Annotated in this window: 22 protein-coding genes; 7 read left to right on the top strand and 15 right to left on the bottom strand. The window is 65.3% G+C overall.

Annotated features, from left to right (window positions below; translation table 11 throughout):
• Nucleotides 1-5: 5 nt before the first annotated feature.
• The 9 genes from nuoF to CLV47_RS17995 form a co-directional block, all read right to left on the bottom strand.
• The gene (gene nuoF, locus CLV47_RS18035; protein WP_106350511.1) at nucleotides 6-1,346 is read right to left on the bottom strand and encodes an NADH-quinone oxidoreductase subunit NuoF; all 1,341 of its coding nucleotides are present in this window, start codon (nucleotides 1,344-1,346) and stop codon (nucleotides 6-8) included.
• A complete protein-coding gene (gene nuoE / locus CLV47_RS18030) occupies nucleotides 1,346-2,044 on the bottom strand; it encodes an NADH-quinone oxidoreductase subunit NuoE (RefSeq protein ID WP_106350510.1) in 699 nt (232 codons plus the stop codon). Before nuoE ends, nuoF begins: the two co-directional genes overlap by 1 nt.
• Nucleotides 2,044-3,372 carry an NADH-quinone oxidoreductase subunit D gene (locus CLV47_RS18025; protein ID WP_202862678.1) on the bottom strand — a complete coding sequence of 443 codons (1,329 nt, stop codon included), beginning with the start codon at nucleotides 3,370-3,372 and terminating at the stop codon, nucleotides 2,044-2,046. The genes nuoE and CLV47_RS18025 overlap by 1 nt, the downstream gene beginning before the upstream one ends.
• On the bottom strand, nucleotides 3,369-4,529 hold the full coding sequence (locus CLV47_RS18020; protein ID WP_238145500.1) for an NADH-quinone oxidoreductase subunit C: 1,161 nt from the start codon (nucleotides 4,527-4,529) through the stop codon (nucleotides 3,369-3,371). The genes CLV47_RS18025 and CLV47_RS18020 overlap by 4 nt, the downstream gene beginning before the upstream one ends.
• Nucleotides 4,526-5,203 (bottom strand): NuoB/complex I 20 kDa subunit family protein, encoded by a 678-nt coding sequence (locus CLV47_RS18015; protein ID WP_106350508.1) that lies wholly within the window; start codon nucleotides 5,201-5,203, stop codon nucleotides 4,526-4,528. Before CLV47_RS18015 ends, CLV47_RS18020 begins: the two co-directional genes overlap by 4 nt.
• Nucleotides 5,204-5,216: 13 nt before the next feature.
• Nucleotides 5,217-5,579, bottom strand: coding sequence for an NADH-quinone oxidoreductase subunit A (locus CLV47_RS18010; RefSeq protein WP_420313800.1), 363 nt, complete (start codon nucleotides 5,577-5,579; stop codon nucleotides 5,217-5,219).
• 177 nt (nucleotides 5,580-5,756) lie between these two features.
• On the bottom strand, nucleotides 5,757-7,067 hold the full coding sequence (locus tag CLV47_RS18005) for a geranylgeranyl reductase family protein (protein WP_106350507.1): 1,311 nt from the start codon (nucleotides 7,065-7,067) through the stop codon (nucleotides 5,757-5,759).
• A 159-nt stretch (nucleotides 7,068-7,226) separates the two neighbouring features.
• Nucleotides 7,227-8,045: a demethylmenaquinone methyltransferase gene (locus CLV47_RS18000; RefSeq protein WP_106350506.1), complete on the bottom strand. Its 819-nt coding sequence runs from the start codon at nucleotides 8,043-8,045 to the stop codon at nucleotides 7,227-7,229.
• 120 nt (nucleotides 8,046-8,165) lie between these two features.
• Complete coding sequence (locus CLV47_RS17995; protein ID WP_170111147.1) at nucleotides 8,166-9,464, bottom strand: serpin family protein; 1,299 nt, start codon at nucleotides 9,462-9,464, stop codon at nucleotides 8,166-8,168.
• A 94-nt stretch (nucleotides 9,465-9,558) separates the two neighbouring features.
• On the opposite strand from CLV47_RS17995, the gene CLV47_RS17990 reads away from it, so the two are divergent.
• The 5 genes from CLV47_RS17990 to efeB all read left to right on the top strand — a co-directional run bounded on the left by CLV47_RS17990 (nucleotide 9,559) and on the right by efeB (nucleotide 16,101).
• Nucleotides 9,559-10,770, top strand: a complete 1,212-nt coding sequence (locus CLV47_RS17990) for an isochorismate synthase (protein ID WP_106350504.1) — start codon at nucleotides 9,559-9,561, stop codon at nucleotides 10,768-10,770.
• Nucleotides 10,771-10,904: 134 nt separating this feature from the next.
• Nucleotides 10,905-11,849: a beta-ketoacyl-ACP synthase III gene (locus CLV47_RS17985; protein WP_106350503.1), complete on the top strand. Its 945-nt coding sequence runs from the start codon at nucleotides 10,905-10,907 to the stop codon at nucleotides 11,847-11,849.
• A 143-nt stretch (nucleotides 11,850-11,992) separates the two neighbouring features.
• Entirely contained in the window at nucleotides 11,993-13,585 is a 1,593-nt protein-coding gene (gene efeU, locus CLV47_RS17980) for an iron uptake transporter permease EfeU (protein WP_106350502.1), read from the top strand.
• On the top strand, nucleotides 13,572-14,795 hold the full coding sequence (gene efeO, locus CLV47_RS17975) for an iron uptake system protein EfeO (RefSeq protein ID WP_106350501.1): 1,224 nt from the start codon (nucleotides 13,572-13,574) through the stop codon (nucleotides 14,793-14,795). Before efeU ends, efeO begins: the two co-directional genes overlap by 14 nt.
• Before the next feature lie 16 nt (nucleotides 14,796-14,811).
• Complete coding sequence (gene efeB, locus CLV47_RS17970) at nucleotides 14,812-16,101, top strand: iron uptake transporter deferrochelatase/peroxidase subunit (protein WP_106350500.1); 1,290 nt, start codon at nucleotides 14,812-14,814, stop codon at nucleotides 16,099-16,101.
• 48 nt (nucleotides 16,102-16,149) lie between these two features.
• Here the strand turns inward: efeB and CLV47_RS17965 are convergent, their stop codons facing one another.
• The 4 genes from CLV47_RS17965 to CLV47_RS17950 form a co-directional block, all read right to left on the bottom strand.
• A complete protein-coding gene (locus tag CLV47_RS17965; protein WP_106350499.1) occupies nucleotides 16,150-17,133 on the bottom strand; it encodes a L,D-transpeptidase in 984 nt (327 codons plus the stop codon).
• A 210-nt stretch (nucleotides 17,134-17,343) separates the two neighbouring features.
• A complete protein-coding gene (menD, locus tag CLV47_RS17960) occupies nucleotides 17,344-19,071 on the bottom strand; it encodes a 2-succinyl-5-enolpyruvyl-6-hydroxy-3-cyclohexene-1-carboxylic-acid synthase (protein ID WP_106350498.1) in 1,728 nt (575 codons plus the stop codon).
• Nucleotides 19,068-20,033 (bottom strand): o-succinylbenzoate synthase, encoded by a 966-nt coding sequence (locus CLV47_RS17955; protein WP_238145499.1) that lies wholly within the window; start codon nucleotides 20,031-20,033, stop codon nucleotides 19,068-19,070. Before CLV47_RS17955 ends, menD begins: the two co-directional genes overlap by 4 nt.
• A gap of 13 nt (nucleotides 20,034-20,046) precedes the next feature.
• Nucleotides 20,047-20,847 (bottom strand): enoyl-CoA hydratase/isomerase family protein, encoded by an 801-nt coding sequence (locus CLV47_RS17950; RefSeq protein WP_106350496.1) that lies wholly within the window; start codon nucleotides 20,845-20,847, stop codon nucleotides 20,047-20,049.
• Nucleotides 20,848-20,990: 143 nt separating this feature from the next.
• On the opposite strand from CLV47_RS17950, the gene CLV47_RS17945 reads away from it, so the two are divergent.
• Together CLV47_RS17945 and CLV47_RS17940 are read left to right on the top strand one after the other, a co-directional pair.
• Entirely contained in the window at nucleotides 20,991-21,908 is a 918-nt protein-coding gene (locus tag CLV47_RS17945; RefSeq protein ID WP_106350495.1) for a 1,4-dihydroxy-2-naphthoyl-CoA synthase, read from the top strand.
• Between the two features lie 9 nt (nucleotides 21,909-21,917).
• Nucleotides 21,918-23,093 (top strand): AMP-binding protein, encoded by a 1,176-nt coding sequence (locus CLV47_RS17940; RefSeq protein ID WP_106350494.1) that lies wholly within the window; start codon nucleotides 21,918-21,920, stop codon nucleotides 23,091-23,093.
• A 198-nt stretch (nucleotides 23,094-23,291) separates the two neighbouring features.
• Here CLV47_RS17940 and CLV47_RS17935 read toward each other — a convergent pair whose 3' ends face one another.
• The gene (locus tag CLV47_RS17935) at nucleotides 23,292-23,933 is read right to left on the bottom strand and encodes a response regulator (protein WP_106350493.1); all 642 of its coding nucleotides are present in this window, start codon (nucleotides 23,931-23,933) and stop codon (nucleotides 23,292-23,294) included.
• Nucleotides 23,918-25,111 carry a sensor histidine kinase gene (locus CLV47_RS17930; protein ID WP_202862677.1) on the bottom strand — a complete coding sequence of 398 codons (1,194 nt, stop codon included), beginning with the start codon at nucleotides 25,109-25,111 and terminating at the stop codon, nucleotides 23,918-23,920. Before CLV47_RS17930 ends, CLV47_RS17935 begins: the two co-directional genes overlap by 16 nt.
• Between the last annotated feature and the right edge of the window lie 3 nt (nucleotides 25,112-25,114).

The following is a 25,114-nucleotide window of genomic DNA, read 5'->3' as shown; positions in this document are numbered from 1 at the left end:
GTTGCTTAGCTCCCTGCCATGGCTACTGGCGCGTCGACCATTGCTTTGTCGCTGGTGGGGTCGACGGCGGTCGCCGAACCCTGTGGGGCGTTGCGAGTGCCGACCTCGATGAACTCCTCGCGGAAGTGTTTGATCGCCGCCATCACGCAGGCGACAGCGCCGTCGGCGAGCGCGCAGAACGACCGGCCGCCGATGTTGTCGCAGATGTCGAGCAACTTGTCGACCTCGTCGGCCGTCGCGTTGCCGTCGACCATGCGGCGCAAGATCTGCACCATCCAGAAATTGCCCTCACGGCACGGCGTGCATTTGCCGCAGGACTCGTGGGCGTAGAACTCGATCCACTTCATCGTCGCCTCGACGACCGAGTCGGAGTCGTCGAAGATCATGATCGCGCTGGTTCCGTTCATGGATCCGGCTGCGGCGACCGAGTCGAAGTCGAGCGGTACGTCGAGGTGCTCGGCGGTGAACATCGGTGTTGAGGAGCCTCCGGGCGTCCAGAACTTCAGTTCGTGCCCGTCACGAATCCCGCCGGCCATCTCAATCAGCTCGCGCAACGTCGTACCCATTGGGGCTTCGTACTGACCGGGTTTGTTCACTCGGCCCGACAACGAGTAGATGCTCGTACCCGGGCACTTCTCGGGGCCGAGCTCCTTGTACCAGTCCGAGCCGGCGAGCACGATCGACGGCACGCTGGCGATGGTGCCGACGTTGTTGACGACCGTGGGCGAGGCGTAAAGGCCTGCCACAGCAGGGAACGGCGGCTTCAGACGAGGCTGTCCGCGGCGGCCCTCAAGCGACTCGAGTAGCGCGGTCTCCTCGCCACAGATGTAGGCGCCGCCGCCGGCGTGTACGACCACGTCGAGGTCGAAACCGGTGCCGAGGATGTTGGTGCCCAGGTAGCCCTTGGCGTAGGCCTCGCGAACGGCGTTCTCGACGCGGCGGATGGCGTGGATCGCCTCGCCGCGGATGTAGATCGCGCTGAAGTTGGCGCGGATCGCGTACGACGCGATGATGACGCCCTCGATTAGCGCGTGCGGGTCCTGCATCATCAGCGGCAGGTCACGGCAGGTGCCGGGCTCGCCCTCGTCCGCGTTGATAACAAGGTATTTCGGCTTCGCGCCCGGCCCGTCCGGCCCCTGCGGGACAAACGACCACTTCATGCCGGTCGGGAATCCCGCGCCGCCACGGCCGCGCAGCGAGGAGTTCTTCACCAGCTCGATGAGCTCCTCCGGTGTCGAGCGCAATGCCTTCGGCAGCGCTGTGTATCCATCGAGCGATTCGTAGGTGTCGATGGTCCACGGCTTGTCTGCGGCCCAGCGACTGGTCAGGACAGGTGTCAACGGCATTACTTGCTCTCCTTCGCCGGTACCGGCGGGATCACGGTGTTGTAATCGGCCTCGGGCGCGGATTCGCCACGCTCTCGCGCGAGCGTGAGGCCACGCAGTGTCGGCTCGATCGAGTCGACGGCCGCAACCTTACGCAGTCGGGTTTCTTCATCGAGCAGCCCCGCGAGCTCAAGCTCGGCTTCGCGGAATGTGCCCAGCTCGCCGCCTCGGGTGGGAGTCGGACGCTCCCCCGCGCGCAGTTTGCCGACCAGGTCCAGCGCCGAGGACACGTTCTGCTTGTCAAAGAACTCGTAGTTGACGGTGACGACGGGCCCGTAGTCGCAGGCCGCGAGACACTCGGCGTGCTCAAGGGTGATCGTGCCGTCCTCGGTTGTCTGGTCGTGGCCGACGCCGAGCTCTTTGGACACGGCCGCGTAAATCTCGTCGCCGCCGAGCAGACCGCACAGCGTGTTGGTGCACACCGAGACGATGTGCTGACCGGTCGGGCGGCGTTTGTACATCGTGTAGAAGGTGGCGACCGCGCCGACCTCGGCCTTGGTCAGGCCGAGTTCTTCGGCGCACATCGCGACACCCTCCAGGGTGACGTAGCCTTCCTCGGCCTGCACCAGGTGCAGCATCGGAAGCAGTGCACTGCGCGACTGTGGGTAGCGCGCGATGATTTCGCGAGCCTTCTCGCGCGTTGCGTCGGTAATCGCCATTAGCGATCAACCCCTCCCATTACAGGGTCGAGTGAAGCCACCGATGCGATGACATCGGCGAGCAGGCCGCCTTCGGACAACGCCGGAATCGCCTGCAGGTTGACAAAGCTGGGGTCGCGCAGATGTACCCGCCACGGCCGGGTGCCACCGTCGGACACGACATGCGCACCGAGTTCGCCACGCGGACCCTCGATAGCGACGTACGCCTGGCCGGCCGGCACGTGGAAGCCCTCGGTCACCAGCTTGAAGTGGTGGATGAGCGCTTCCATCGACTGGCCCATGATGTGCTTGACGTGATTGAGCGAGTTGCCCATGCCGTCGGCGCCGATGGATAGCTGCGCCGGCCAGCCGATTTTCTTGTCCTGGACCATGACCGGGCCCGGCTCGAGCGTCTTGACTGCCTGCCGGACGATCTTGAGCGACTCGCGCATCTCGGCCACGCGTACGACGTACCGCGACCAGTTGTCCCCAGCGTCGTGCGTGGGGATCTCGAAGTCGTATTCGTCGTACGTCAGGTATGGCTCCGTCTTGCGGATGTCCCAGGCCAGCCCCGCCGAACGCAGCAGCGGTCCGGTCACACCAAGCTGTATGCAGCCCGGGGTGTTGATGAAGCCGACGTCCTTGAGCCGCTTGATCCAGATCGGCTGACCGGTGAGAAGACGCTCGATACCGTCGATCTCCTCCTCCATCTGGCCAAACCACTTCTCGATGACCTCGGAGAAGTCTGCAGGCAAATCCTGGGCCACGCCGCCGGGCCGAACGTACGCGTGGTTCATCCGGAGGCCGGAGACTGCCTCGAGTACGTCGAGGCACCAGTCGCGGGCGCGGAAGCCATTGGTCGCGGCGGTCGTCGAGCCGAGCTCCATGCCGCCGGTAGCGAGCCAGATCCAGTGCGAGGAGATCCGGTTGATCTCCATCATGATGACCCGGATGATCTGCGCACGGCGCGGAACCTCTACGCCGAGCAGCTTCTCCACGGCCATGCAGTACGCCGTCTCGTTGAAGATCGGCGACAGGTAATCCGCGCGCGTCAGGAATGTGGTGGCCTGCGTGAACGTGCGGTATTCGACGTTCTTCTCGATACCGGTGTGCAGGTAGCCGATGACGCTGCGCGCTTTTTCCACCGTCTCGCCGTCGAGGTCGATGACGATGCGCAGCACGCCGTGCGTCGACGGATGCTGCGGTCCGAGGTTGACGACGAGGCGTTCTTCCTCGACCGGGTCGTTGTCGGCGAGCAGGTCGCTCCAGTCGCCACCGGTGACGGTGTAAACCTTGCCTTCGGTGGTCTCCTGGGAACCGGCGTAGCCACGCTTACGTGCGTTGCTCACTTGTAGGCCCTCCGCTGATCTGGTGGTGGGATAGACGCGCCCTTGTATTCGACCTCGATGCCGCCGAGCGGGTAATCCTTCCGCTGTGGGAAGCCTTCCCAGTCGTCGGGCATCAGGATTCGAGTCAGCGCGTGGTGGCCGTCGAAAACGACCCCGAACATGTCGTATGTCTCGCGTTCCTGCCAGTCCGCTGTCGGGTAGACGTCACTGACCGTGGGGACATGCGGATCCTCGACGGTTGTGGCGACCTCGACTCGAATCCGGCGGCGGAAGGTCATCGACAAGTAGTGGTACACGACGTGCAGTCGGGCCTTGGCGTATTCGGCCTGCTGCGGGTCGACGTGTGAGCTGAGGCCGGTTTCTGGACGCAGGTAGTCAACGCCGCTGAGCGAGGCCAGCAGCTCGAAGCGCAGCATCGAATCATCACGCAGCACCTTCGACAGCTTCGAGATGTGACTCTTCTCGACGTAGAAGGTGATCTCGCCGCGGTCGACTACGGTCGCGATGTGCGCCTGTTTCCAGCCCGAGTAGGCCTTGGCTATGCGGTCGGCGACTTCGTCGAACCAGCCGCCGTACGGGCGCTCAGTTGACCGAGCCGGAATCCCGGAACCCGCCTGCGCCGCGAGGCCCGACATGCCTGAGGTATCGCCGGTGCCCTGTACGCCGAACAGCCCCTGCCGTGGCCCGGCCTGCGGGGCCGGGGTCGGGTCGATTCGATCCGGCTTGGCCGGCATGTTCGACTTGTCGACCGACTCTGTCTCTTCGACGATCTGACGCATCTGGTCGATACGCGGCGCAGTCGAGAAGTCGTGGACCTTCTCGACTTCACCTGATGACGCTTCCTCGTCGTCATCCGGCGCCGCCGCGTCCTCGTCCGACTTGTCCTCGGCTGGCTTGTCGTCGGCCTCGTCGTGCAGGTCGTCGAGGAGCGCGCCCTCTTCTGGGGGTGCCTCGGTCGCCGCGAGCTTGTCCGCGTGGGCGGCGTGGTCGCCTTCTACGGTCGTCAGCGACTCATCCGTCGTCGGCGACTCGTCGCGTGGCTTCGACGTACGGCGGCTGCGACGCCCACTGGGGCGCGGCTTGGCCGAGGTCTCCTTCGACTTCTCCTGGCCTCGTTCTTCCTTGCCAGGGTTGCTATCGGGGGTCGAGATGCTCATGAGCGGCGGGTCACCTCAGTGGACGAAGATTGCTTAGCTGCCAGTGCTTTTTGCGCATTGGGCTGTTCGAGCATGTACTGTTTCTCGCGCCCTTCCTCGGCCGCGGCAATCCATTCCTTGCGCTTCTTCTTGTTGTAGCGCACGGACGACGGCATCTCGACGTACAGTTCCTTGCCCTGTTCGGCCAACTGCTTGGCGCGCTTGCTGTTCAGCGGCTCGTTCATCACCTTGTGATGGACCTTGAGGACCGCGTCCAGCAGCATCTCCGGCCGCGGCGGGCAGCCGGGCAGGTACATGTCGACCGGGATGATGTGATCGACACCCTGCACGATCGCGTAGTTGTTGAACATGCCACCGGACGATGCACAGACGCCCATCGAGATGACCCACTTAGGATCGGGCATTTGGTCGTAGATCTGCCGCACGACAGGCGCCATCTTCTGACTTACCCGTCCCGCGACGATCATCAGATCGGCCTGGCGTGGCGTGGCGGAGAAGCGTTCCATGCCGAACCGCGCCCAGTCGTAACGCGGGCCACCGGTGGTCATCATTTCGATCGCGCAGCAAGCCAGCCCAAATGTTGCCGGCCACATGGAGGATTTACGGCTCCAGTTGGCAAGCTTCTCTATCGAGGTCAGCAGTATCCCGCCGGGGAGTTTCTCTTCTATACCCATGAGCGGTTACCCCCTAGTTCCAGTCAAGTCCACCGCGACGCCAGACATAGGCGTACGCGACGAACACGGTAAGGATGAAAAGGACCATCTCGATAAACCCGAACCAGGCGAGCAGTCCATTGGCCACGGCAAATGGGTAAAGGAAAATCATTTCGATATCAAAGATGATGAAAAGCATCGCGGTGAGGTAGTACTTCACCGGGAATCGACCGGCCCCGAGGGGCTGATGCACCGGCTCGATGCCGCACTCGTACGCGTCGTACTTCGCCTTGTTGTAACGCTTCGGGCCTACGACCGTGGCGAGCACCACGGAAAACAGGGCAAACGCCAAGGCCAGCACCATCAGGGTGACAAGCGGGACGTAAATGCTCAGCATTAGCGCGCTTCCCTTTCCACGTCGTACTTTTGGATGACCGGACGCTCGTCGCGCGTCCGGACTTGTGTTTTGCGTTCACGCATGCTGCGCCGCATCGACCACGCTCTCATATATGTATGCCGCCTCGACGTGCGGGCGAGCATGTTGCAACAGTCTGCACAAATGTCTGCGACACGGTCATTTCACCGCCGGCGTGATCTTCTGCAGTCCGGTGAGAATCCGGTCCATCGCGTCGCCATCTCGCGGGTCGGTGAGGTTGGCCATCATCTTCAGCACAAACTTCATCAGCGTCGGGTGCGGCATGCCGTGCTTGGTCGCGATCCGCATGATGTGCGGGTTGCCGATCAACTTCACGAATACGCCGCCGAGTCGGTAGTAGCTGCCCAGGTGATCGCGTAGCGCGCCGTTATAGCCGACCAACGCACGTTCCTTAGCCCGGTCACTGCGCCGGCCGGAAGCCTGAACGACCGCTTCCGCGGCGAGCTGCCCGGTCTCCATCGCGTAGGCGATTCCTTCGCCGTTGAACGGATTGACCGCCCCGCCCGCATCGCCGACCAGCAGCAGTCCGTCGCGGTAATGCGGTGCCTTGTTGAATCCCATCGGTAGTCCGCCGCCGCGAGTCGGTCCGGTCGCGTTGTCCTCGACGAAACCCCACTCTTCAGGAAGTCCGCCGAGCCACCGCACGAGTAGATCGCGGTAGTTGAGGTCCTGGAATGACGCTGACGAGTTGAGGATCCCGAGTCCGACATTGGATGTGCCGTCACCGACGCCAAAGATCCAGCCATAGCCCGGAAGTAGCCGCCGACCACCGTCCGGAGTGTCTTCCCAGAGCTCAAGCCACGATTCGAGATAGTCATCGGTGTGCCGCGGCGACTTGTAGTAGCGGCGTACGGCGACGCCCATCGGACGCTTCTCGTTGCGTTCAACTCCGGTCGCGAGCCCCAGCCGGCCACCCATACCGTCGGCCGAGATGACCGCGCGGGCGCGGTACTGCATTGGCTTCTTGTCCGGGCCGACCTTGGCCGTGACGCCGACGACGCGACCGGTGTCGTCAGTGATCGGACCGGTGACGTTAGCGGCCTCGATCAGGTTTGCGCCCGCCTTCTGCGCCTGACGGGCGAGAAGCTCATCGAAGTCCTGGCGCGGTCGGACAAGACCGTAGTCGGGGAACGAGGCGAGCTCGGGCCAATCCAGCTCAAGACGCATGCCTCCGCCGATGACGCGCAGACCCTTGTTGCGGATCCAGCCGCCGTTGATGCCGTCTGCACCCGGCTTGCCCTCGGAGGTGTCGATACCCATGCCGACGATGCTCTTGACCGCGCGGGGGGTCAGTCCGTCGCCGCATACCTTGTCGCGCGGGAAGATGCCTTTTTCCAGAAGCAGGACGTTGAGCCCGGCAAGCGCCGCGTAGTAAGCGGCGGCCGAGCCGCCGGGTCCGGCACCAACGACTATGACATCGGCGTCGTCGCCAATATCAAGCTGCGGCATTGCTGCACCCATCGATTTCCCTGTCGAACGAATCTGTACGGCATACTGTTAGCGTCCGCGCGCGCTTGTGAAAGTGTTCACGAACTAACCGGCCTAGTGTAAGGCCGACCCGCCTTGAGGCTTTAACTTAGGATCACCTTACGTAGTGCGGGTGGAAGTCTAGCGCGGCTTGGTCGCACGATGAATCGCCGCGATGCCGCCCGTCAGGTTGCGCCACTGCACATCAGCCCAGCCCGTTGCGGCGATCCGCTGGGCCATCGCGTCCTGGTTGGGCCAGGCGCGAATCGAGTCGGCGAGGTAGACATAGGCGTCCGGATTGCTGCTCACGCTGCGGGCCACCGCCGGTAGCGCGCGCATGAGGTAGTTGAGGTAGACGAACCGGAACGGCGCGAACGTCGGGGTCGAGAACTCGCACACCGCCAGCCGACCACCGGGACGCACCACGCGGGCCATCTCACGCAGCGCCGCATCCGGATCGACGATGTTGCGCAACCCGAAGGAGATCGTGACCGCGTCGAAGGCGCCGTCGTTGAACGGCAGCCGCAGCCCGTCAGCGGCGACCAGCGGCACGCCGGACTCCTTCACCTTCGCGACGTTGATGCCCGCACGCAGCATGCCGAGCGAGAAGTCGGCACCCACGGCGTACGCACCGCTCTTGCTGAGCTCAGCGGTGGACACGCCGGTACCGGCGGCGAGATCAAGCACCCGTTCGCCCTTGCGCAAGTTGAGCGACTTGCGGGTGGCAATTCGCCACAGTTTGTCCTGGCCCATCGACGTAATCGTGTTGGTGCGGTCGTAGTACTTCGCCACCCCGTCGAACATCGCCTGGACTTCTTCAGGCTTCTTATCAAGGGAAGCGCGGACGTGCTGCTGATCTGCCAAGGCGAAATCCTGTGTCTGGAGTGCGAGTATCCGTAGTGCGAGTGTCTGGGCTGCGAGTATCTGTAATGCGAGTATCTGTAGTGCGATCGGTGCCATGCTACGGCGACGGCCCCCTGCCCCACGCACCATCCGTCACGAATGTCCGACCATCCGTCACATATGTCGCACCATCCGTCCCGAATGTCCGCCCGTCCGCAGGATGAGGCGAGCCCATAACTATTTCGCGGCGAGCGAGGGGTCGCGCACGGTGGCCGCGAACAGTACGGCGTTCGACGTCTTCTCGCGCACTAGGAAGATGAACGGCCGGTCGATGTCGACGATCTTCGGGTTCTTTTCACCAGGCACCGCAGTCGCCGCCTGTCCCCCGGCCGTAGCCGCGGCGCCCTCGGTCCCCTTTTCGCCGACCTTGACCCATGCTTCGTGCTGCACGAAGGAGACATGCGTCGGCTCGTCGCTCAGTGCTGAGAAGTCCGCCGTCGTGGTGAACGCCTGCGTGATTCCAAGCTGCCCCAGTACGTCGGTCAGCTCCACCCGCAGTCGTGCCTCGAACTTCGGCAGCAGCAGCGTCGCCTCGATCTCGGGCCGCTCGTCGGCAACGAGCGAGGCCAGCGACGTTCCGGACTTCAGCGCGGCATCAAGCCCGCCGGCCGGTGGTACGACGAAGGTGGCGAGCAGGTTGTCGTCCTCGTATGGCAGGTCCACGATCTCGACCCCGTCGAGTTCGGCGTAACGGAAAGTAAGCTTCTCGACCATCTTCGCGACCTTGGTATCGCCGCTCGCGGCTTGAAAAGTTGACGGCTTAGTGTCGTCCGGGTCGAACTGCTCCTTCCACTTCGCGAGCATGTACACCGCGTTGACGAGGACCATCCGAGTATTGGCGTCGACCTGGTTGGGCTTCAGCAGCTTCTTGATCTTGTCGTTCGTAGACTGTGCGACCCAGTCGTTGATCTTGCCGACGGCGTTCGTCGGATTGCCGAAGTCGGTCGGGTACGACGCGGTGCCGAAATCGTCGATCATCGCCTGGTCGAACGGCTTCTTCACTGCGAACTGCGCTGACCGGAACAGCGCGTTGCCCGACGACAGCGTGGTCTTGGCCAGGTCCTCCAGCGCTCCGGCCGTCGCATTCGAACCCTTGGCGAGAACGTCCGCGGGCCCCTCGATCCCCATGGCCGCGGCAATCTGCTCGTACGTCGTACCCGCTGCGCCTTGGGCGATCATCGACAGCACCTGCGCCACGCTGTACGGCGAAATAATCACGTTGCCCTGCGAGGTGGCGGCGCTTGTCTGCCCCAGCAGCGCGAACGCAAACCCGAGCTGCGCACCGACGTACTCGGGTGCCTCCGAGACGCCAACAGGTTTCGCGGGGCCTGATGCGGGTTTAAACACGCCGCCCGAGCCGCCGTGCGAGCCGCGCCCCGGCACCTCGTCCGAGCACGCACCTAGCAGTGCCGCCGACAGCGTGGCCAACGCTCCGAGGGCCAACGCCCGCCGACGGGACAGCTCTACTGATTGCACTCTCACGCACCACCAATGCTTTCTCGATCACATCATCGCCGATGTCGCGACCATCACGACGTGTGAGGCGCCGGCACGACCTACGCTGTAGGACATGCCCGGACCGAACACCCGAATCGTCACGACTCCCGTGTCGGACATCCCTGACCTTGCGTTCCGTTCCCCGTCGCCGGAAGTATTCTCCTGGCTCAAGGACGGTCATGGGCTCATCGCGTGGGGTGAATACGCCAGCGTGCGGCTCAACGGAACCGAGGCGCTGCACGCCGGCGAGGCCTGGTTTGCCGATCAGACCGCCGATCTAGAGCTCGATGACCAAGTACGACGGCCCGGCACCGGTGCACTTGCCTTTGTCAGCGGCGCGTTCGACCCCGACCGCGCCACGACGTCGTTCGTCATCCCCAGCCACATCCTGGGACGCGACGAGTTCGGCTCGTGGATGACGACGATCGGCGACACCGCCTCGCCGCACGCCATCCCACCGCGCGTGGAGATCGACGGTCCGGGCCCGATCACCTATGGTGACGGCAACCTCGACGCCGCGGACTGGATGGAGGCGGTCGCTGAGGCGGTACGCCGGATCAAGGCCGGCCGGCTGGACAAGGTCGTGCTGGCTCGAGACATCATGGCCATCGCCGAGCAACCCATCGATCCGCGGTTCCTGATCCAGCAGTTGACCTCGGCGTACCACTCGTGCTGGACCTACTCCGTGCACGGCCTCGTCGGCGCGACGCCCGAACTGCTGCTGCGGCTGGCCGCCGGGCACGTCTACTCGCGCGTGCTGGCCGGCACCGAGTGGGGCGAGGGCGCCTACGAGCGGGTGCAGTCGCCGAAAAACCGCGAGGAGCATGCCTACGCCGCCCGCTCGGCCGCCGCGGCGCTGGAGAAGGTGACGATCCGGCTCGACGTACCAGGCGAACCGAAGGTTCTGACGCTGCCTAACGTCGTACACCTCGCCACCGAGATCCGCGGTGACGTCGCCGACGGGATCGGCGCCTGCCAGGTCGCCGCCGCGATGCATCCGACCGCGGCAGTCGGAGGTACGCCGACCGACCTCGCCGTCGCGACCATCACCGAGCTCGAGGGTCTCAACCGCGGCCGGTACGCCGGACCTGTCGGCTGGATCGACAGCGCGGGCAATGGCGAATTCGGGATCGCGTTGCGTGGTGGCCAGCTGCGCGACGACCACACGATGCAGCTGATCGCCGGCTGCGGCATTGTCGCGGACTCCAACCCCGCGACCGAGCTCGCCGAGTCGATGAGCAAACTGGTGGTGATGCGCGACGCGCTCGAACCGAGCTCGAATTAGCTGCGCGCTCCCCGACTTTGGTCGCGCACGCGGATATTATGATGCGGCCACAGCGCGCGATACTTGGACGTAGTAGGAACTTTCGGCGTACCTGCGGCCCCTAGACTTGTCGCCATGCAGCAAGGAGCAAGAGCATGACCGGTACGCGAGTAGTTGGGTTCGGACACTTCCAACCCGCACGTGTGGTCACCAACGCAGAGATGGAAACCATCGTCGAGACCTCCGACGAGTGGATCCAGCGTCGCGTGGGGATCAAGGAACGCCGGTGGGCCTCCGAGGATGAGACCGTTGAGGTGATGGCCACGAAGGCCGCCCAAGATGCGCTCGCCAAGGCCAACATGAACGCGTCGCAGATCGACATGATCATTCTCGCCAGCTGTACGACGTTCGATCATTCCCCTAACGTCGCATCTCGCGTGGCGCTGGCCCTGGAGATGACCAACGATCCTGTCGCGCTCGATATCAATACGGCGTGCTCCGGCTTCACGCACGGAGTCGCGCTCGCCTCGCAGGCCATCGCCGCAGGCTCCAACGAGACAGTCATGGTGATCGGCGTCGACAAGCTCACCGATGTCACCGACTTCACCGACCGCAGCACGGTCGTACTCACCGCTGACGGCGCCGGCGCCGCAATTCTCACCGCGGCCGATGAGCAAGGAGTCAGTCCGGTGGTGTGGGGCGCGATCCCTCAGATGGGTAGCGCCGTACGGATCGAACGCAAGAACAACGACAAGTTCGCGCAAGAAGGACAGGCGGTCTACCGCTGGGCGACCAGCGAGCTGCCCAAGATCGCCAAGCAGATCGTCGAGAAGGCCGGTCTGACCCCCGACGATCTCGCCGCCATCGTGCTCCATCAAGCCAACCTGCGCATCATCGAACCGCTCGCCCGCAAGATTGGCGCGCCCAACGCGATTGTTGCCACCGACGTCGTCTACTCGGGCAACACCTCCGCGGCCAGCGTGCCGTTGGCGCTGTCGAAGCTGCTTGAGGAGCACCCGCTGCCCAGCGGCGCGCCGATCCTGATGTTTGCCTTTGGCGGCGGCCTGTCGTACGCCGGTCAGGTCATCAAGGCACCGTAGACCGCTCCCCGCTGCCGCCGCGTCGGCAGATCAATATCACAGTCACTTCCCCGAAACCTCGGCTAAGGCTAGCCTAAGCATTGATCGCTAAGGCTTGCCTTAACTAAATTCGCTCGTTTGCCGGGCGCTGCTGAGGAGAACGGTTGCTCGCCACATTTGTCATCGGTTTGCGTGAAGGGCTCGAGGCCGCGCTGATCGTCGGCATCATCGCGGCATTCTTGAAGTCCAACGGCACCGCCAGCGACCTGCGCAAGATGTGGGCCGGCGTCGGTACGGCGGTGGTGCTGTGCATCGCGGTCGGGATCGGCCTCGAGTTCGTCACCAATGGCCTGCCGCAGCGCGAGCAAGAAATGCTCGAGTGCGTGATCGCCGCGGTCGCGGTCGTCATGGTCAGCTTCATGATTCTCTGGATGAAGAAGCACTCGCGCGGGCTCAAGGCGGAGTTGGAAGGGGCAACCGCGAGCGCACTCGAACGCGGCTCCGCAATGGCGATGGTCGCGATGGCGTTTCTCGCCGTACTTCGAGAAGGCTTCGAGACCGCAGTCTTCCTGGTCGCCGCTTTTCAGTCCTCGACCTCCACCCTGCTCGCCGTAGTGGGCGCCTTCAGCGGCATCCTCGTCTCACTGTTCCTCGGCTGGCTGATCTACCGCGGCGGCGTGCATTTCAACATGTCCCGGTTCTTCCGGATCACCGGCGTCGTACTCGTGCTTGTCGCGGCCGGCCTGGTCATGAAGACGTTCCGGGCGGCACACGAAGCAGGCTGGCTGCACGTCGGTCAACAACAGGCCTTCGACTTCACCGGGTTCATCAGCCCCGGCTCGATCACCGAGTCGCTGGTCACCGGCGTGCTCGGCATCCAAGCGCAGCCGGTCCTCATCGAGGTCCTCGCATACCTGTTGTACGCCGTGCCGATGCTTCTGGTCGTCCTGTGGCCGCCGACCCGAGCGCTGTCGGCCGGTACGCTGCGCCGCACCCAGGCCGGCGTGGCGGCCCTTGCCGTCCTCGGCGCGATCCTGTCTTTCGTGCTCGCGCCGTCCGTGACCTCTACCGGCACGACGAAGATCCCGGTCACCAACGCCGCACAGCCGGTGTCGCTGCAGGTCGACGCGGTGCGTGTCGACACCGTCATGGTGCGACTCCCCGACGGCACCGAATGGACGCTGCACGCGACGGACGACTCAACGGTCGCCGACCTGAGCGTGACGACGTATCAGGCAAGCAAAGACGCCGACGCGACCGCCTCGCTGCCGCCGACGCTGAGCGGCTCGCAGATCAAGGACCTACGCGGCGGTCGCTATCCCGTCGGCATGTCCACTCTCGATGCGCAGACCGAATTTCCGGCGACGTACACGACGCAACGCACCGTCTCGCTCACTCTTGATCCGCGGACCGGCGCGATCAGCGCGTTTTCGGACTCGACCGCATCGAGCGCGACGGTCCACGACACAAACGGCAGCACCATCAAGGCCGGCGTCGCGGCCGCCGAGACACACACCGAGACCAAGTCGTTTGCCCTTGACACCCGGTCGCGACTGAGCGACGCCGCTGAAGCGCTCAACCAGCGGGAGATCTTCCGGTCCGTCGTACCGCCACTGCTGATCGCCTTCGCGGTCATTGTCTTGCTATTCACGGTACGACGTCGTGCCCGACCCGCTGACTCGCGCGCCGAGTCGCCGGCGCCTGTCACGCCACCAATCGATTCCCAACCTAAGGAGAAGCACCATGCACCGTTCTAGTCGCCCCGCTCCCCGGATCACCTCCCGGGCGATTCTCGTCGCGGGACTGACCGGGGCGCTTCTGCTCACCGGATGCAGCAGTTCCGGCGACGCCAGCAAGTCCGATGCGACGTCCGGACCGTCGGGCAAGGGTGGCACCGTGGAGATCAAGGTGAGCGAGGCCGACGGGTGCACCGTGTCGCCGGACACCGCGCCGGCCGGCGCGATCACCTTCCACGTCACCAATGTCGACGCGGCCGGCGTGACCGAGGTCGAGGTCGTCTCCGACCAGCGGATCCGCGGCGAGAAGGAAAACCTGGCGCCTGGCTTCGATGCGACGTTCAGCTCGAAGCTCGACGGCGGCAAGTACGAGATCTACTGCCCCGGCGCGAGCACCGAGAAGGTGCCGTTCACGGTCACCGGTAAGGCCGCGAAGACCTCCGACAATGTCCAGACCCTGTTGCAAGAGGCAACCGTCCAGTACGGCGACTACATCAGCACCCAGGTCGACTCACTGGTCGAGGCCCTTCCGGCGCTCGACGATGCGATCAAGGCCGGCAATCTTGAGGCCGCGAAGAAGGCGTACGCCGCGGCACGCGTCTTTTACGAGAAGATCGAACCGGTAGCGGAGTCGTTCGGCGACCTCGACCCGGACATCGACCTGCGCGAGGGGGATCTGGAAGCCGGCCAGAAATGGACCGGTTTTCACCCGATCGAGAAGGCGCTCTGGATCGACGGCTCGACCGAGGGTCTCGGTGATCTGATGGACAAGCTGACCACCGACGTCAAGGACCTGCAGTCGCGTACCAAGAAGCTCGCGACCAACACCGCAGCCGACAGCAAGACCGAAGATCGGTATCAGCCGGACGAGATTGCCAACGGCGCGGTGTCGCTGCTCGACGAGGTCCAGAAGAGCAAGATCACCGGTGAGGAAGAGGCCTACTCGCATCTCGACATCGTCGATTTCCAGGCCAACGTCGAGGGCTCGATGCAGGCCTTCGCCACCCTAAAGCCCGCGCTCGACAAGATCGACGCGAGCATCGTGCCGACGATCTCGACGAAGTTCGACGAGCTGATGAGCGGCGTAGAGGCACTCAAGGACCCCGCTTCTCTCGGCGGCTACGTTTCCTACGACAAGGTCACCGATGCACAGAAGAAGAGCCTGACCGACGCGCTGCTCGCCGTCATCGAACCGCTCTCCGACGTGTCATCCAAGATCGCAAGTGCCTAGTAGAGCCGCTCCGAACATGACTCATCCTGAACCTGACGGCCCACCCGCACACGGCCCGTCGCGGCGCCGGTTCCTCACCGGCGCCGGTCTGCTCGCGGCGGGCGTGGCAGGCGGGGCGGTCGCCGGCGGCGCCGCCGGCTACGCGATCGCCGACGACCCGGCACCGGTCGCTAAAGACTCCGTGCCGTTCTACGGCCAGCACCAGGCCGGGATCTCCACCGCCGCTCAGGACCGGCTCATGTTCGCCGCGCTCGACATCACGGCCACCGACCCGAAGCAGGTCGCGCTCATGCTCGGCCGGTGGTCGGCTATGGCGGCCCGCTTCTGCGCGGGCGAGCCCGTCACCAGCGCGCCGACCAAGCCGTCCCAGCCGCCGCTCGACACCGGCGAGACGATGGGTCTGCCCGCCTCGAACCTCACCATCACAGTGGGTTTCGGGCCGAGCATGTTTGACGATCGGTTCGGACTGACTGGCAAGATGCCGGCCGCGCTGAAGCCGCTCGAGGTGCTGCCCGGCTCGTCCGTCATCGACCCGGCCATCAGCGACGGAGACCTGTGCATCCAGGCGTGCGCGGACGATCCGCAGGTCGTCTTCCACGCCGTACGCAACATGGTTCGGGCCGCGCGGGGTACCGCCGTACTGCGGTGGTCACAGCTCGGGTTTGGCCGCGCGTCGGCGACGGGCGCCGGACAAAGTACGCCGCGCAACCTGTTTGGATTCAAGGACGGCACCAATAACATTCACGCCGACAACGCCACTGCCCTGGACGACTACGTGTGGGTCGGCAACGAGAGCGACCAGGACTGGATGGCAGGAGGCTCCTACCTCGTCGCCCGCAAGATCCGGATGGAGATCGAGAGCTGGGATGCTGACTTCTTGTCCGACCAGGAGCGGATCTTCGGCCGCGACAAGAGCAGCGGCGCCCCTCTGACCGGCAAGAAGGAGTTCGACACCATCGACTTCGGCGCCAAGGGCGACAACGGCAAGCCCATCATCGACGTCAACTCACACATTCGGCTGGCGGCTCCCGAACAGAACATCGGAACGAAGCTACTGCGCCGTGGCTACAACTACACCGACGGGCAGCATCCGGGCACCGGCAAGCTCGATGCCGGACTGTTCTTCATCTGCTTCCAAAAAGACCCCCGCAGCCAGTTCGCTGCACTGCAGACAAAACTCGGCAAGTCCGACCTGCTGAACGAATACATCACGCACGTCGGCAGCGGTCTGTGGGCCTGTCCCCCGGGACTCGCCAAAGCCGGCGACTGGTACGGCAAGTCCCTTTTTGCAGGCCAGCTGAAATAACGGAGAGTCGCCCGCGGGCTACCAATTCGCTGAAGGGTGACGAACTGCCTACTGCTGCGGTACGACGCCGCCCTTCGCCCAGGTCGACCACGGCATGTTCCAGTCGCCGTACCCGTCCCACACCGGCATCGGCCCGCCGCCGGTATTTGTATAGGTCACCGGGTCGCCGATCTGCGCGAAGTTGTAGTACCACTGAGCGTCCGCAGGGTTGAGGTTTGTGCAACCGTTGGACGTGGACCGGCTGCCGATATTCCCACCGTTCCAGCTTGCCGCGTGCACGAACTCGCCGGAGTTGGTGACCCGCACCGACCACGGCACCATCAGGTCGTAGCTGTCGCCAGGCGTCGTACTGATCATCTCTTTGGGGTTGTTCTTCGCCATCACGACCTTGGTCCCGGTGAAGGTCGGAGTCGTGGCCTTGCCCAGTGACACCGGCATCGTCTTGACGGTCACGCCATCCGAGACGACGGTCATCTGCTCGGTCGCACCGTCCACCGTGGAGACCTGCGCCGCCCCGGTCGACATCGACAGGTCAATGCTGTCGTCGAACAACAGGCCCGGTCCGGCGCTCTTGTCTTTGGTGGCGAGGTGCATCTCGATCTTGGCGTGAGCGGGCCAGTAGGCCGGCGGCCGATAGTGAGCCTCAAGCGGGTACCCCGCGTAGACAGCTGATTTCTCGAAGTACCAGGCGCCGTTCGCTGGGGCGCCGTTCACCGTCACGGTCGTGGCCGCATCAAACGCCGCGGCGCTGGTGATGGACGCGGACACGTAAGCGATGATCGGCATCCCCACGCCGTACGTCGAACCGTCACTCTCGTAGAGCCGGATGTGCACCGGCGCTCCCGTTGGGGTCGGCGACGGCGACGGGCTCGACGATGTCGATGGCGCCGTGCTCTGCGCGCTGCTGTGCGCGGCCTTCGCGGACTTAGCAGCGGGTACCGTGCAGGCGCTAAGGGCGAGCGCCGCGATGACCATCGACATCACGAGGAATCCAAGGTGGCTGCGCGTTTCGTCGCGCCCGGGAAGTTTCACGTAATCACGATAAGCGCGCGGGCCATCGAACCGCCAAACCTCACGAAGATCTAGCGCGCTGGCTCATCGTCGCACCCCATCACAGGAGCCGGTCCGCTCCTTGTCCACCAAAACTCCTGCTTGTGACGCCTCGTGTGACGTGACAAGCGGGAGACCGGCGTGACTAGCTGCCGACACGTGGGCTAGCGGTGGTGGGTCGGCGCCCGTTGGTTAGCGTGCGTGGATTGCCCTGCTGACGGCCTCCGCATGGTCGAGCCGGCGGCGACGCTCCTCCGCCCGGTCCAGTTTGACCTCGATGACCCGGATCCCCGCCGGGTCCTGTGCCAACAACAAGGCCAGCTCGCTTGCGCTCTTCGCCTCGACGTACGTCGTGCCGGTGGCCGCGCACAGCGACGCGATGTCCACGCCGTGCGGCGTGCCGAAGATCCGCTCGAACTGCGCGGCATACTCTGGCGCGCCTTGCTCAAGGCTGGCGAAGATGGCGCCGCCGTCATTGTTGACGACCACGATGGTGAGCCTGGGCCGTGGTTCATCGGGACCAATCACCAGCCCGTTGCTGTCATGCAGAAGCGCGAGATCACCGAGCAATGCGACCGCCTTCGCCTGCGGTGCAGGCAGTCGCGCGTCAGTCACCGACAGGGCGACACCAATCGCGGTCGAGACGAGGCCGTCGATTCCGGCCGCACCACGGTTGACGACTACGTTGGCTGCGCGACGTTGCGCGCGAAGGTCGACATCTCGGATCGGGTTGGACGATGCAACGAGGAGTACGTCGGCACCCGCACCAGTGACAACGGCCGCGACCTCGCCCGCATCCAGCACGCCGCCGTCCAACTCGCCTGCGTCGAGGGCGCGCACGGCGCCAGTCGCTCGCCGATCCGCGTCGCGCCAGGCGGTCGCGAACTCCGTGTCCACGGTGCCACTGATACGCACGGTGTCGATGACCAGCGTCGTACTCGCCTTCCCCGTTGGGTCCGACCATTCGCCGTGATCGCTGATCACGCTCACCCCGACCCGCGGGCGCGAGGTGAGCTTGCCGATCGACCGGGCGAGGGTCGGCCGTCCGACGATGACGACGTGGTCCGGCCGGTAGTCATCGAGGAACTTCTCGTCCGCGAGCAACCACGAACCGGCATCGAGGCAGCCCCTCTGCGCGGCCGCGAGCGACGTACCGGCTTCTACGTGCACCGGGAAGCCTGCTTCGCATGCCGACGAGACCGCCGACGCGGCAAGGGAAGTAGACGTCTCGCCGACGAAGACCAGGGTACGTCGGGGCGGGCTGATCTCACCTTCGATCCGTGGCGCGGCAATCACTGCCGTCCACGGCTCCCCATTGGCGCGGCCGGGGTATTGACTCGGTGACTCGTCGTACGACGGCGTGAGTGGCTCGGCAAACCCGACGTCCAGCTGCACCGGGCCCGGCCGCCCAACGGTCCCCGTCGCCGCGGCCAGGATGCGACACACCCGCGAGCGCCACAGCGCATTCGCCGGCGGTCCGCCCACGGCGGGCAGGTGTACGACGTCGCGTGTCGCGCGGCCGAAGATGCCGACCTGGTCGATGGTCTGGTTGGCGCCGGTGCCCCAGAGACTCTGCGGCCGGTTAGCGCTGACTACCACCAGCGGCGTGCCGGACATGTCGGCCTCGACGATCGCCGGATGGAAGTTGGCAAGCGCCGTACCCGACGTGCACATGAGGGCCGTCGGCGTACCTGTTGCTTTAGCCAGCCCGAGCGCGAGAAATGCGGCCGAACGTTCGTCGATGCGCACGTGGATCCGCAGTCGGCCCGCGTCCTGTGCCTCCAGCAGCGCGAAGGACAGCGGCGCGTTGCGCGACCCCGGCGACATGACGAACTCGCGCACGCCGCCCCGGACGAGCTCGTCGATGATGACGGTGGCGCACGCGGTTGCGTCGTTGGCCGGTCCGCGGTCCGCGGTCACTGGGCGCTCACCTCGGCCAGCCGCGTCAGCCAGCGTTGCCGCACCTGCGCCGGGGCGCGTATTGCATCGAGATTGTCCGGCACGAGCCGTTTTGTCGGCACGCCGATATAGCCCGCTACCGCCGCAAGCGACTCGGTCGCCGAGTCGTCGACGAGCAGCTTCGTGGTGTTGAGCCCGCACGCAAAGGGCAAGTCAGGCAGTGCCGCGGCGAGCGCGATCGAGGCGCCAATACCGACCGAGGTCTCGAGCGCCGAAGATACGACGAGCGGCAGCCCTATCTGCTCGGCGATCCGCATGGTGGCGGCGATTCCGCCGAGCGGCTGCAACTTGATCACGGCGACGTCGGCGGCCTCGGCGCGGGCCACTAGGTAGGGGTCCTCGGCTCGTCGGATGGACTCGTCGGCGGCGATGCGTACGCCGACCCTCCGGCGTACCCGCGCGAGGTCGTCCACCGAGGCGCACGGCTGTTCGGCGTACTCCAGTCCCCGAGCGGCCTTATCGAGCGCGGTGATCGCCTCGACCGCCTCCTCGACGCTCCAGTTGGCGTTGGCGTCTACCCGAATGGCACCACGCGATCCGAGCGCCTCACGAACCGCCGCCACCCGGGAACAGTCCTCGGCAAGTGACTGGCCGGGCTCGGCGACCTTCACCTTCGCCGTACGGCAGCCGCCACTGGAGAACACGACTTCGCGGGCCCGATCGGGCTGGATAGCCGGGACGGTGCAGTTGACCGCGATGGCGTCCCGGACGGCCGCCGGATAGGGCTCGGTGGCCTGCTCGACCGCCGCGCGCAGCCACGGCGCGGACTGTGCAGCGTCGTAGTCGAGGAATGGCGAGAACTCGGTCCACCCGGCAGGCCCGCGCCACAGCATCCCTTCGCGCACGGTGATGCCGCGAAACTTCGAGCGCATGGGAATCGAATACACGACGACGTCGTCGTCGGGCGGGCGAGTGATAGGCACCCGCATACGGTATCTATCGTCCGTTGAAGACTGGCGGGCGCTTCTCCATGAAAGACAACATGCCCTCCTTGAGATCCTCGGTCCGCATCAACGGCAGCAATTGCAGATAGACACGATGCACGTGCTCGACGAATGGCTCGTTCTGGCCCATGCGCATCATCCGCTTGGCTGCCTGAACCGCCAGCGGCGCGTTACCGGCGATCTCCCTGGCCAGTTCGCGAGCGCGCGCTTGCAGGTCCTCGTCGGCGACCACTTCGGAGGCAAGCCCCCACTCCACGGTCTCCTCGGCGTTCAGCGTCCGGCCGGTGAAGATTAGCTCCGATGCCTTGGACCAGCCGATGAGTCGCGGCAGGAACCACGTCCCGCCGGACTCCGGCACCAGCCCCCGCTTGGTGAAGGCGGCGGCGAGCTTGCCCGACGCGCCCATCAGGCGGATGTCACAGCCAAGCGCGGTGTCCATGCCGTAACCGGCCGCGCCGCCATTGATCGCTGCAATAACTGGTGTATCCATGTCAAAAAGGACGGTCGGAGGCGTATTACGCAGGTCGAGCGAGGGCGAAACGCTATCACTTGAGCTAGAGAGTCCCGACACTCCTCCGGATTCCGGGCGCAGATCGAGCCCGGCGCAAAAGGCCCGCCCCGCGCCAGTCAGGATCACGCAGCGCACATCCTTGTCCTGATTGGCCTCGAGCAGTCGCTCGGTCAGCTGGTTGAGCATTGGGCCAGAGATCGTATTCATCCGCTCGGGCGCGTTGAGCGTGATCGTCGCGATGTGTTCGGACACTTCATACAGGACTTCCTGCGGCTTACTCATACTGTCTCCCGGGTTTGGCTGCGACTAGTTGACGGTGACTATCCCACAGACCGTTCTGGGGCTGATTTGGTCGTGACGATGCGACACAAACCATCCCGGAGGCGCGCGACCGTGACGGATCGGCGGTCTCATAGACTCGGGCGGTGACTTCTGAAATCTTCGACTCCAGCGCCTGGGAGCCTGTCGCGGGCTTCGACTTCAACGACATCACCTATCACCGCAGCGTCGGCGACGAGGAGGCCAAGTCGCGCGGCGTCGTGCGCATCGCCTTCGACCGACCGGAAGTGCGCAACGCGTTTCGGCCGGCCACCGTCGATGAGCTCTACCGCGCGCTCGATCACGCGCGCATGTCCACCGATGTCGGCGCCGTACTGCTGACCGGCAATGGGCCGTCGCCTAAGGACGGCGGACGGGCGTTCTGCTCCGGCGGTGACCAGCGCATCCGCGGCAAGGACGGCTACAAGTACGCCGAGGGCGACACGTCCGACTCGATCGATCCGTCCCGCGCAGGTCGCCTGCACATCCTCGAGGTCCAACGCCTCATCCGCACGATGTCCAAGGTCGTGATCTGCGTCGTCAACGGCTGGGCGGCCGGCGGCGGCCACAGCCTGCACGTCGTGTGCGACCTGACGATCGCCAGTGCGGAACACGCGCGCTTCAAGCAGACCGACGCCGATGTCGGTTCGTACGACGCCGGATACGGTTCGGCGTACCTCGCCCGGCAGGTGGGCCAGAAGTTCGCTCGCGAGATCTTCTTCCTCGGTAACGAATACAGCGCACAGGAAGCCCGCGAGATGGGCATGGTCAACAAGGTCGTGCCGCACGCCGATCTCGAGAAGGTCGCGCTCGAGTGGGGCCGCGAGATCACCCGCAAGTCCCCCACTTCGCAGCGCATGCTCAAGTTTGCCTTCAACATGATCGACGACGGGCTGATGGGCCAGCAGGTCTTTGCCGGCGAGGCGACCCGACTGGGCTACATGACCGATGAGGCTGCCGAGGGGCGTGACTCGTTCTTGGAGAAGCGCGATCCCAACTGGTCCGCCTTCCCGTATCACTTCTAGGCCACGATATTGCCGAGATTCCTTGAGCCGCTTTGGTTCGGCGGTACGCCGACCGCGGCCGACGTCGCTCGAGTAGCGGGCGTACTCGACGATCCTGCCGGGGCGTTGCTGCCGTTGTCCGCTGATGACCGCGGCCATGGCGATCGCGTCCTACAGGCCGCGCAGGTCGAGTCGGCGCTGGAGACCGGTGAAGACGACCCCCGTGATCCGACGGTGCTCGGCATCGCCACCAGCGGGTCCACCGGCGTACCGAAGATCGTGCTGCTGTCTCGGTCGGCCCTCGTCGCGTCGGGTGAGGCAACGGCAGCCCGGGTCGGCGGCCATGGTCAGTGGAACCTCTGCCTGGGGCTGACGCACATCGCCGGCGTACAGGTCGTCTTGCGGTCCGCGCTCGCCGGAACCGCTCCCGTGCGATGCCCCGCCGGCGGCCCCGATTTCCCCGCCGCATTCGCCCGCACCACCAATGAGATGACCGGGGGCCGGCGCTACGTCTCCATGGTTCCGACCCAGCTGCGACGGTTGCTCGACGACCCGGACAGTCGCATCGCGCTGACCTCCTACGACGCGATCCTGCTCGGCGGCGCGGCGGCCGACCCCGCGCTGCTCGCTCAGGCCCGCGCGCTGGACATCCGTATCGTCACGACCTATGGCATGAGCGAGACTTCGGGCGGTTGCGTGTACGACGGCGTACCGCTCGACGGGGTTCGGACGCTTCTGGGTGAGGCTGGGCAGATCACGCTGGCGGGACCGGTCGTTGCCCGCGGCTACCGTCACGGCGCTCGACTCGCAGACAACCCATTTATAGCAGGGAAATTTCGGACTTCGGATGTTGGCGCCATGGCCGGCAACGAGCTCCAGGTGCTCGGCCGCAGCGATCATCTGATCAACACCGGCGGCGAGAAAGTCGCCCCGGCGGTGGTCGAGGCCGCGATGCGCGAGCTTCCCGGCATCACTGATGTGGCCGTGGTCGGCGTACCGGATGTGGAGTGGGGCGAGGTCGTGGCCGCCCTTGTCGTCGCGCCCGGCGACGTCGATTTGGATGCGGTACGCCGCGAACTAACCGGGCGTGTTCCTACTGCGGCGCTACCGAAAAAGCTCGTGACGGTGGCGGCGATTCCGCGGATGGGCATCGGCAAGCTCGACCACAAAGCGGCGGTCACGCTCGCAATCGCGAAACGCGACTAACTGACGAGCGCATCCCTCCCAAAGATCCCGCGATCCGCGGCAAGTCGCCCCGCGCCAAGCCGAAGTCACCCGGAGCGTCGCGGGCGTGACGGATGAGCGTATTTTCGCGACGGATGAGCGTACTTTCGCGACGGATCAGCGTACTTTCGCGACGGATCAGCGGACATACGTGACGGATGAGCGGGTTTGGGTTCGCGGTCAGCCCTGGCCCTGGAGGTAGGTCAGTACGGCGCGCACCCGGCGGTTGTCGTCGGAGGCCACGGGCAGGTCGAGCTTGGTGAAGATGCTGTTGGTGTGTTTGCTGACCGCCTTTTCGGTCACGAACAGTCGCGACGCGATCGCCGCGTTCGAGCGGCCCTCTGCCATCAAGCCCAGGACCTCACGCTCGCGCGGGGTGAGTCTGGACAGGGGCGCCGCCTTCGACAACAGCGTCGCGACTACCTGAGGGTCGAGCACGGTGCCGCCCTCGGAGATCGTGCGTACCGCGTCGATGAACGTAGCTACGTCGGCAACCCGGTCCTTCAGCAGATAGCCGACCGCGCCATCCCCCGAGGCGAGCAGCTCACGCGCGTATAGCTGCTCGACGTACTGGCTCAGCACCAGGACCGGCAGGCCGGGTCGCACGCGGCGCGCCTCGATCGCCGCCCGCAAGCCCTCATCGGTAAAGGTCGGCGGCATTCGTACGTCGACAATCGCCAGGTCCGGCTTCATCTCGCGCAGCGCTTCTTCGAGTGCGTCGACATCGTCCGCGGCGGCGACTACGTCGTACCCGTACGCCTGCAAGATTCGCGTCAGACCGTCCCTGAGCAGGGCAAGGTCCTCGGCTAGGACAACGCGCAAGGCACCTCCATGGTGACGACGGTCGGGCCGCCGATCGGACTGTCGATACCTATTCTGCCGTCGAAGGCGTCGAGTCTGCGGATGATGCCGGCAAGTCCGGTGCCGCGCGTCGCGTCGGCGCCACCGACGCCGTCGTCTCCGATCTGCAGCCACAACGCCGCGCCGTCGTGAGCGATCCGCACCCACGCTTGCGAGGCGTCCGCATGCTTGACGACATTGGCGAGGCATTCGGCTGCGGCAAAGTATGCCGCCGACTCGACGGGGTCCGGCGGCCGGCCGACCAGATCCGCGGTCACCGTCACCGGTAGCGACAAGTCCAGCGAGAGCGCTTCAAGTGCACCGACGAGGCCACGGTCGGCGAGCACCGGCGGACGGATCCCGCGCACAACCATCCGCAGATCCTCCAGCGCCGCGTTGGTCATCACGCCGGCCTCGGCCAGCAGGTCGGCCGCGGCCTTGGGGTCGCGATGGACGAGCTCAGAGGCAAGCCCGACGCTCATGCCCACCGACACCATCCTGGCCTGGGCCCCGTCATGTAGGTCGCGCTCGATGCGTCGTACTTCCGCGGCCGAGTGGTCGATCGTCTCGGTGCGCGACGACTCGAGCGCCGCCAGCCGTTGCGCCCGAGTGGGGCCTAGCAGGCTGCGGCTGAGAAGGGCCAGCACCTGCAGCAGCAGCGGCGTACCGAACCACCAGATGAGAAACGAGATCGGCGCCAGCAGCCAGTACCAGAAGTTGCCGAACGTCACGATGGGGGCGATCAGATACCAGATCGTCGCCGGCAGCCAGATAATGGTGAGGATCGCCAAGGCGAACCCAGCCGTCGCGGAAACAAACAAAAACGCGAAGTCGCGCCACCGCGCCGGGTCGCTGGCGCAGGATGCCATTCTCGAGAACGCGCCCATGCCTTCGGTCGACCGGTACGGCGACTCGATCCGGGCGCCGAGAATTTCGCCGGCCAGCCGACGATGCAGGTCGGTCAACCGTCGCGTTAGGGGCACGGCGAACGCGAGCACGAAAACGCCGGCCGTGATGAGGACAAGCGGTATCGAAATCGCCACTACCAGGAACAAGGCGAACGCCGGTATCACGAGCACGAGGTAGCAGGCCGCCGTAGCGGAATACCGCAGGTGTTGTTCCCATGAGGGCGAGATGCGGGGGTGCGCTACTTGAGTCACGTC

The sequence above is a fragment of the Antricoccus suffuscus genome (assembly GCF_003003235.1).
Taxonomy (GTDB): Bacteria; Actinomycetota; Actinomycetes; order Mycobacteriales; family Antricoccaceae; genus Antricoccus; species Antricoccus suffuscus.
This window is presented reverse-complemented; position numbering and strand designations above follow the sequence as displayed.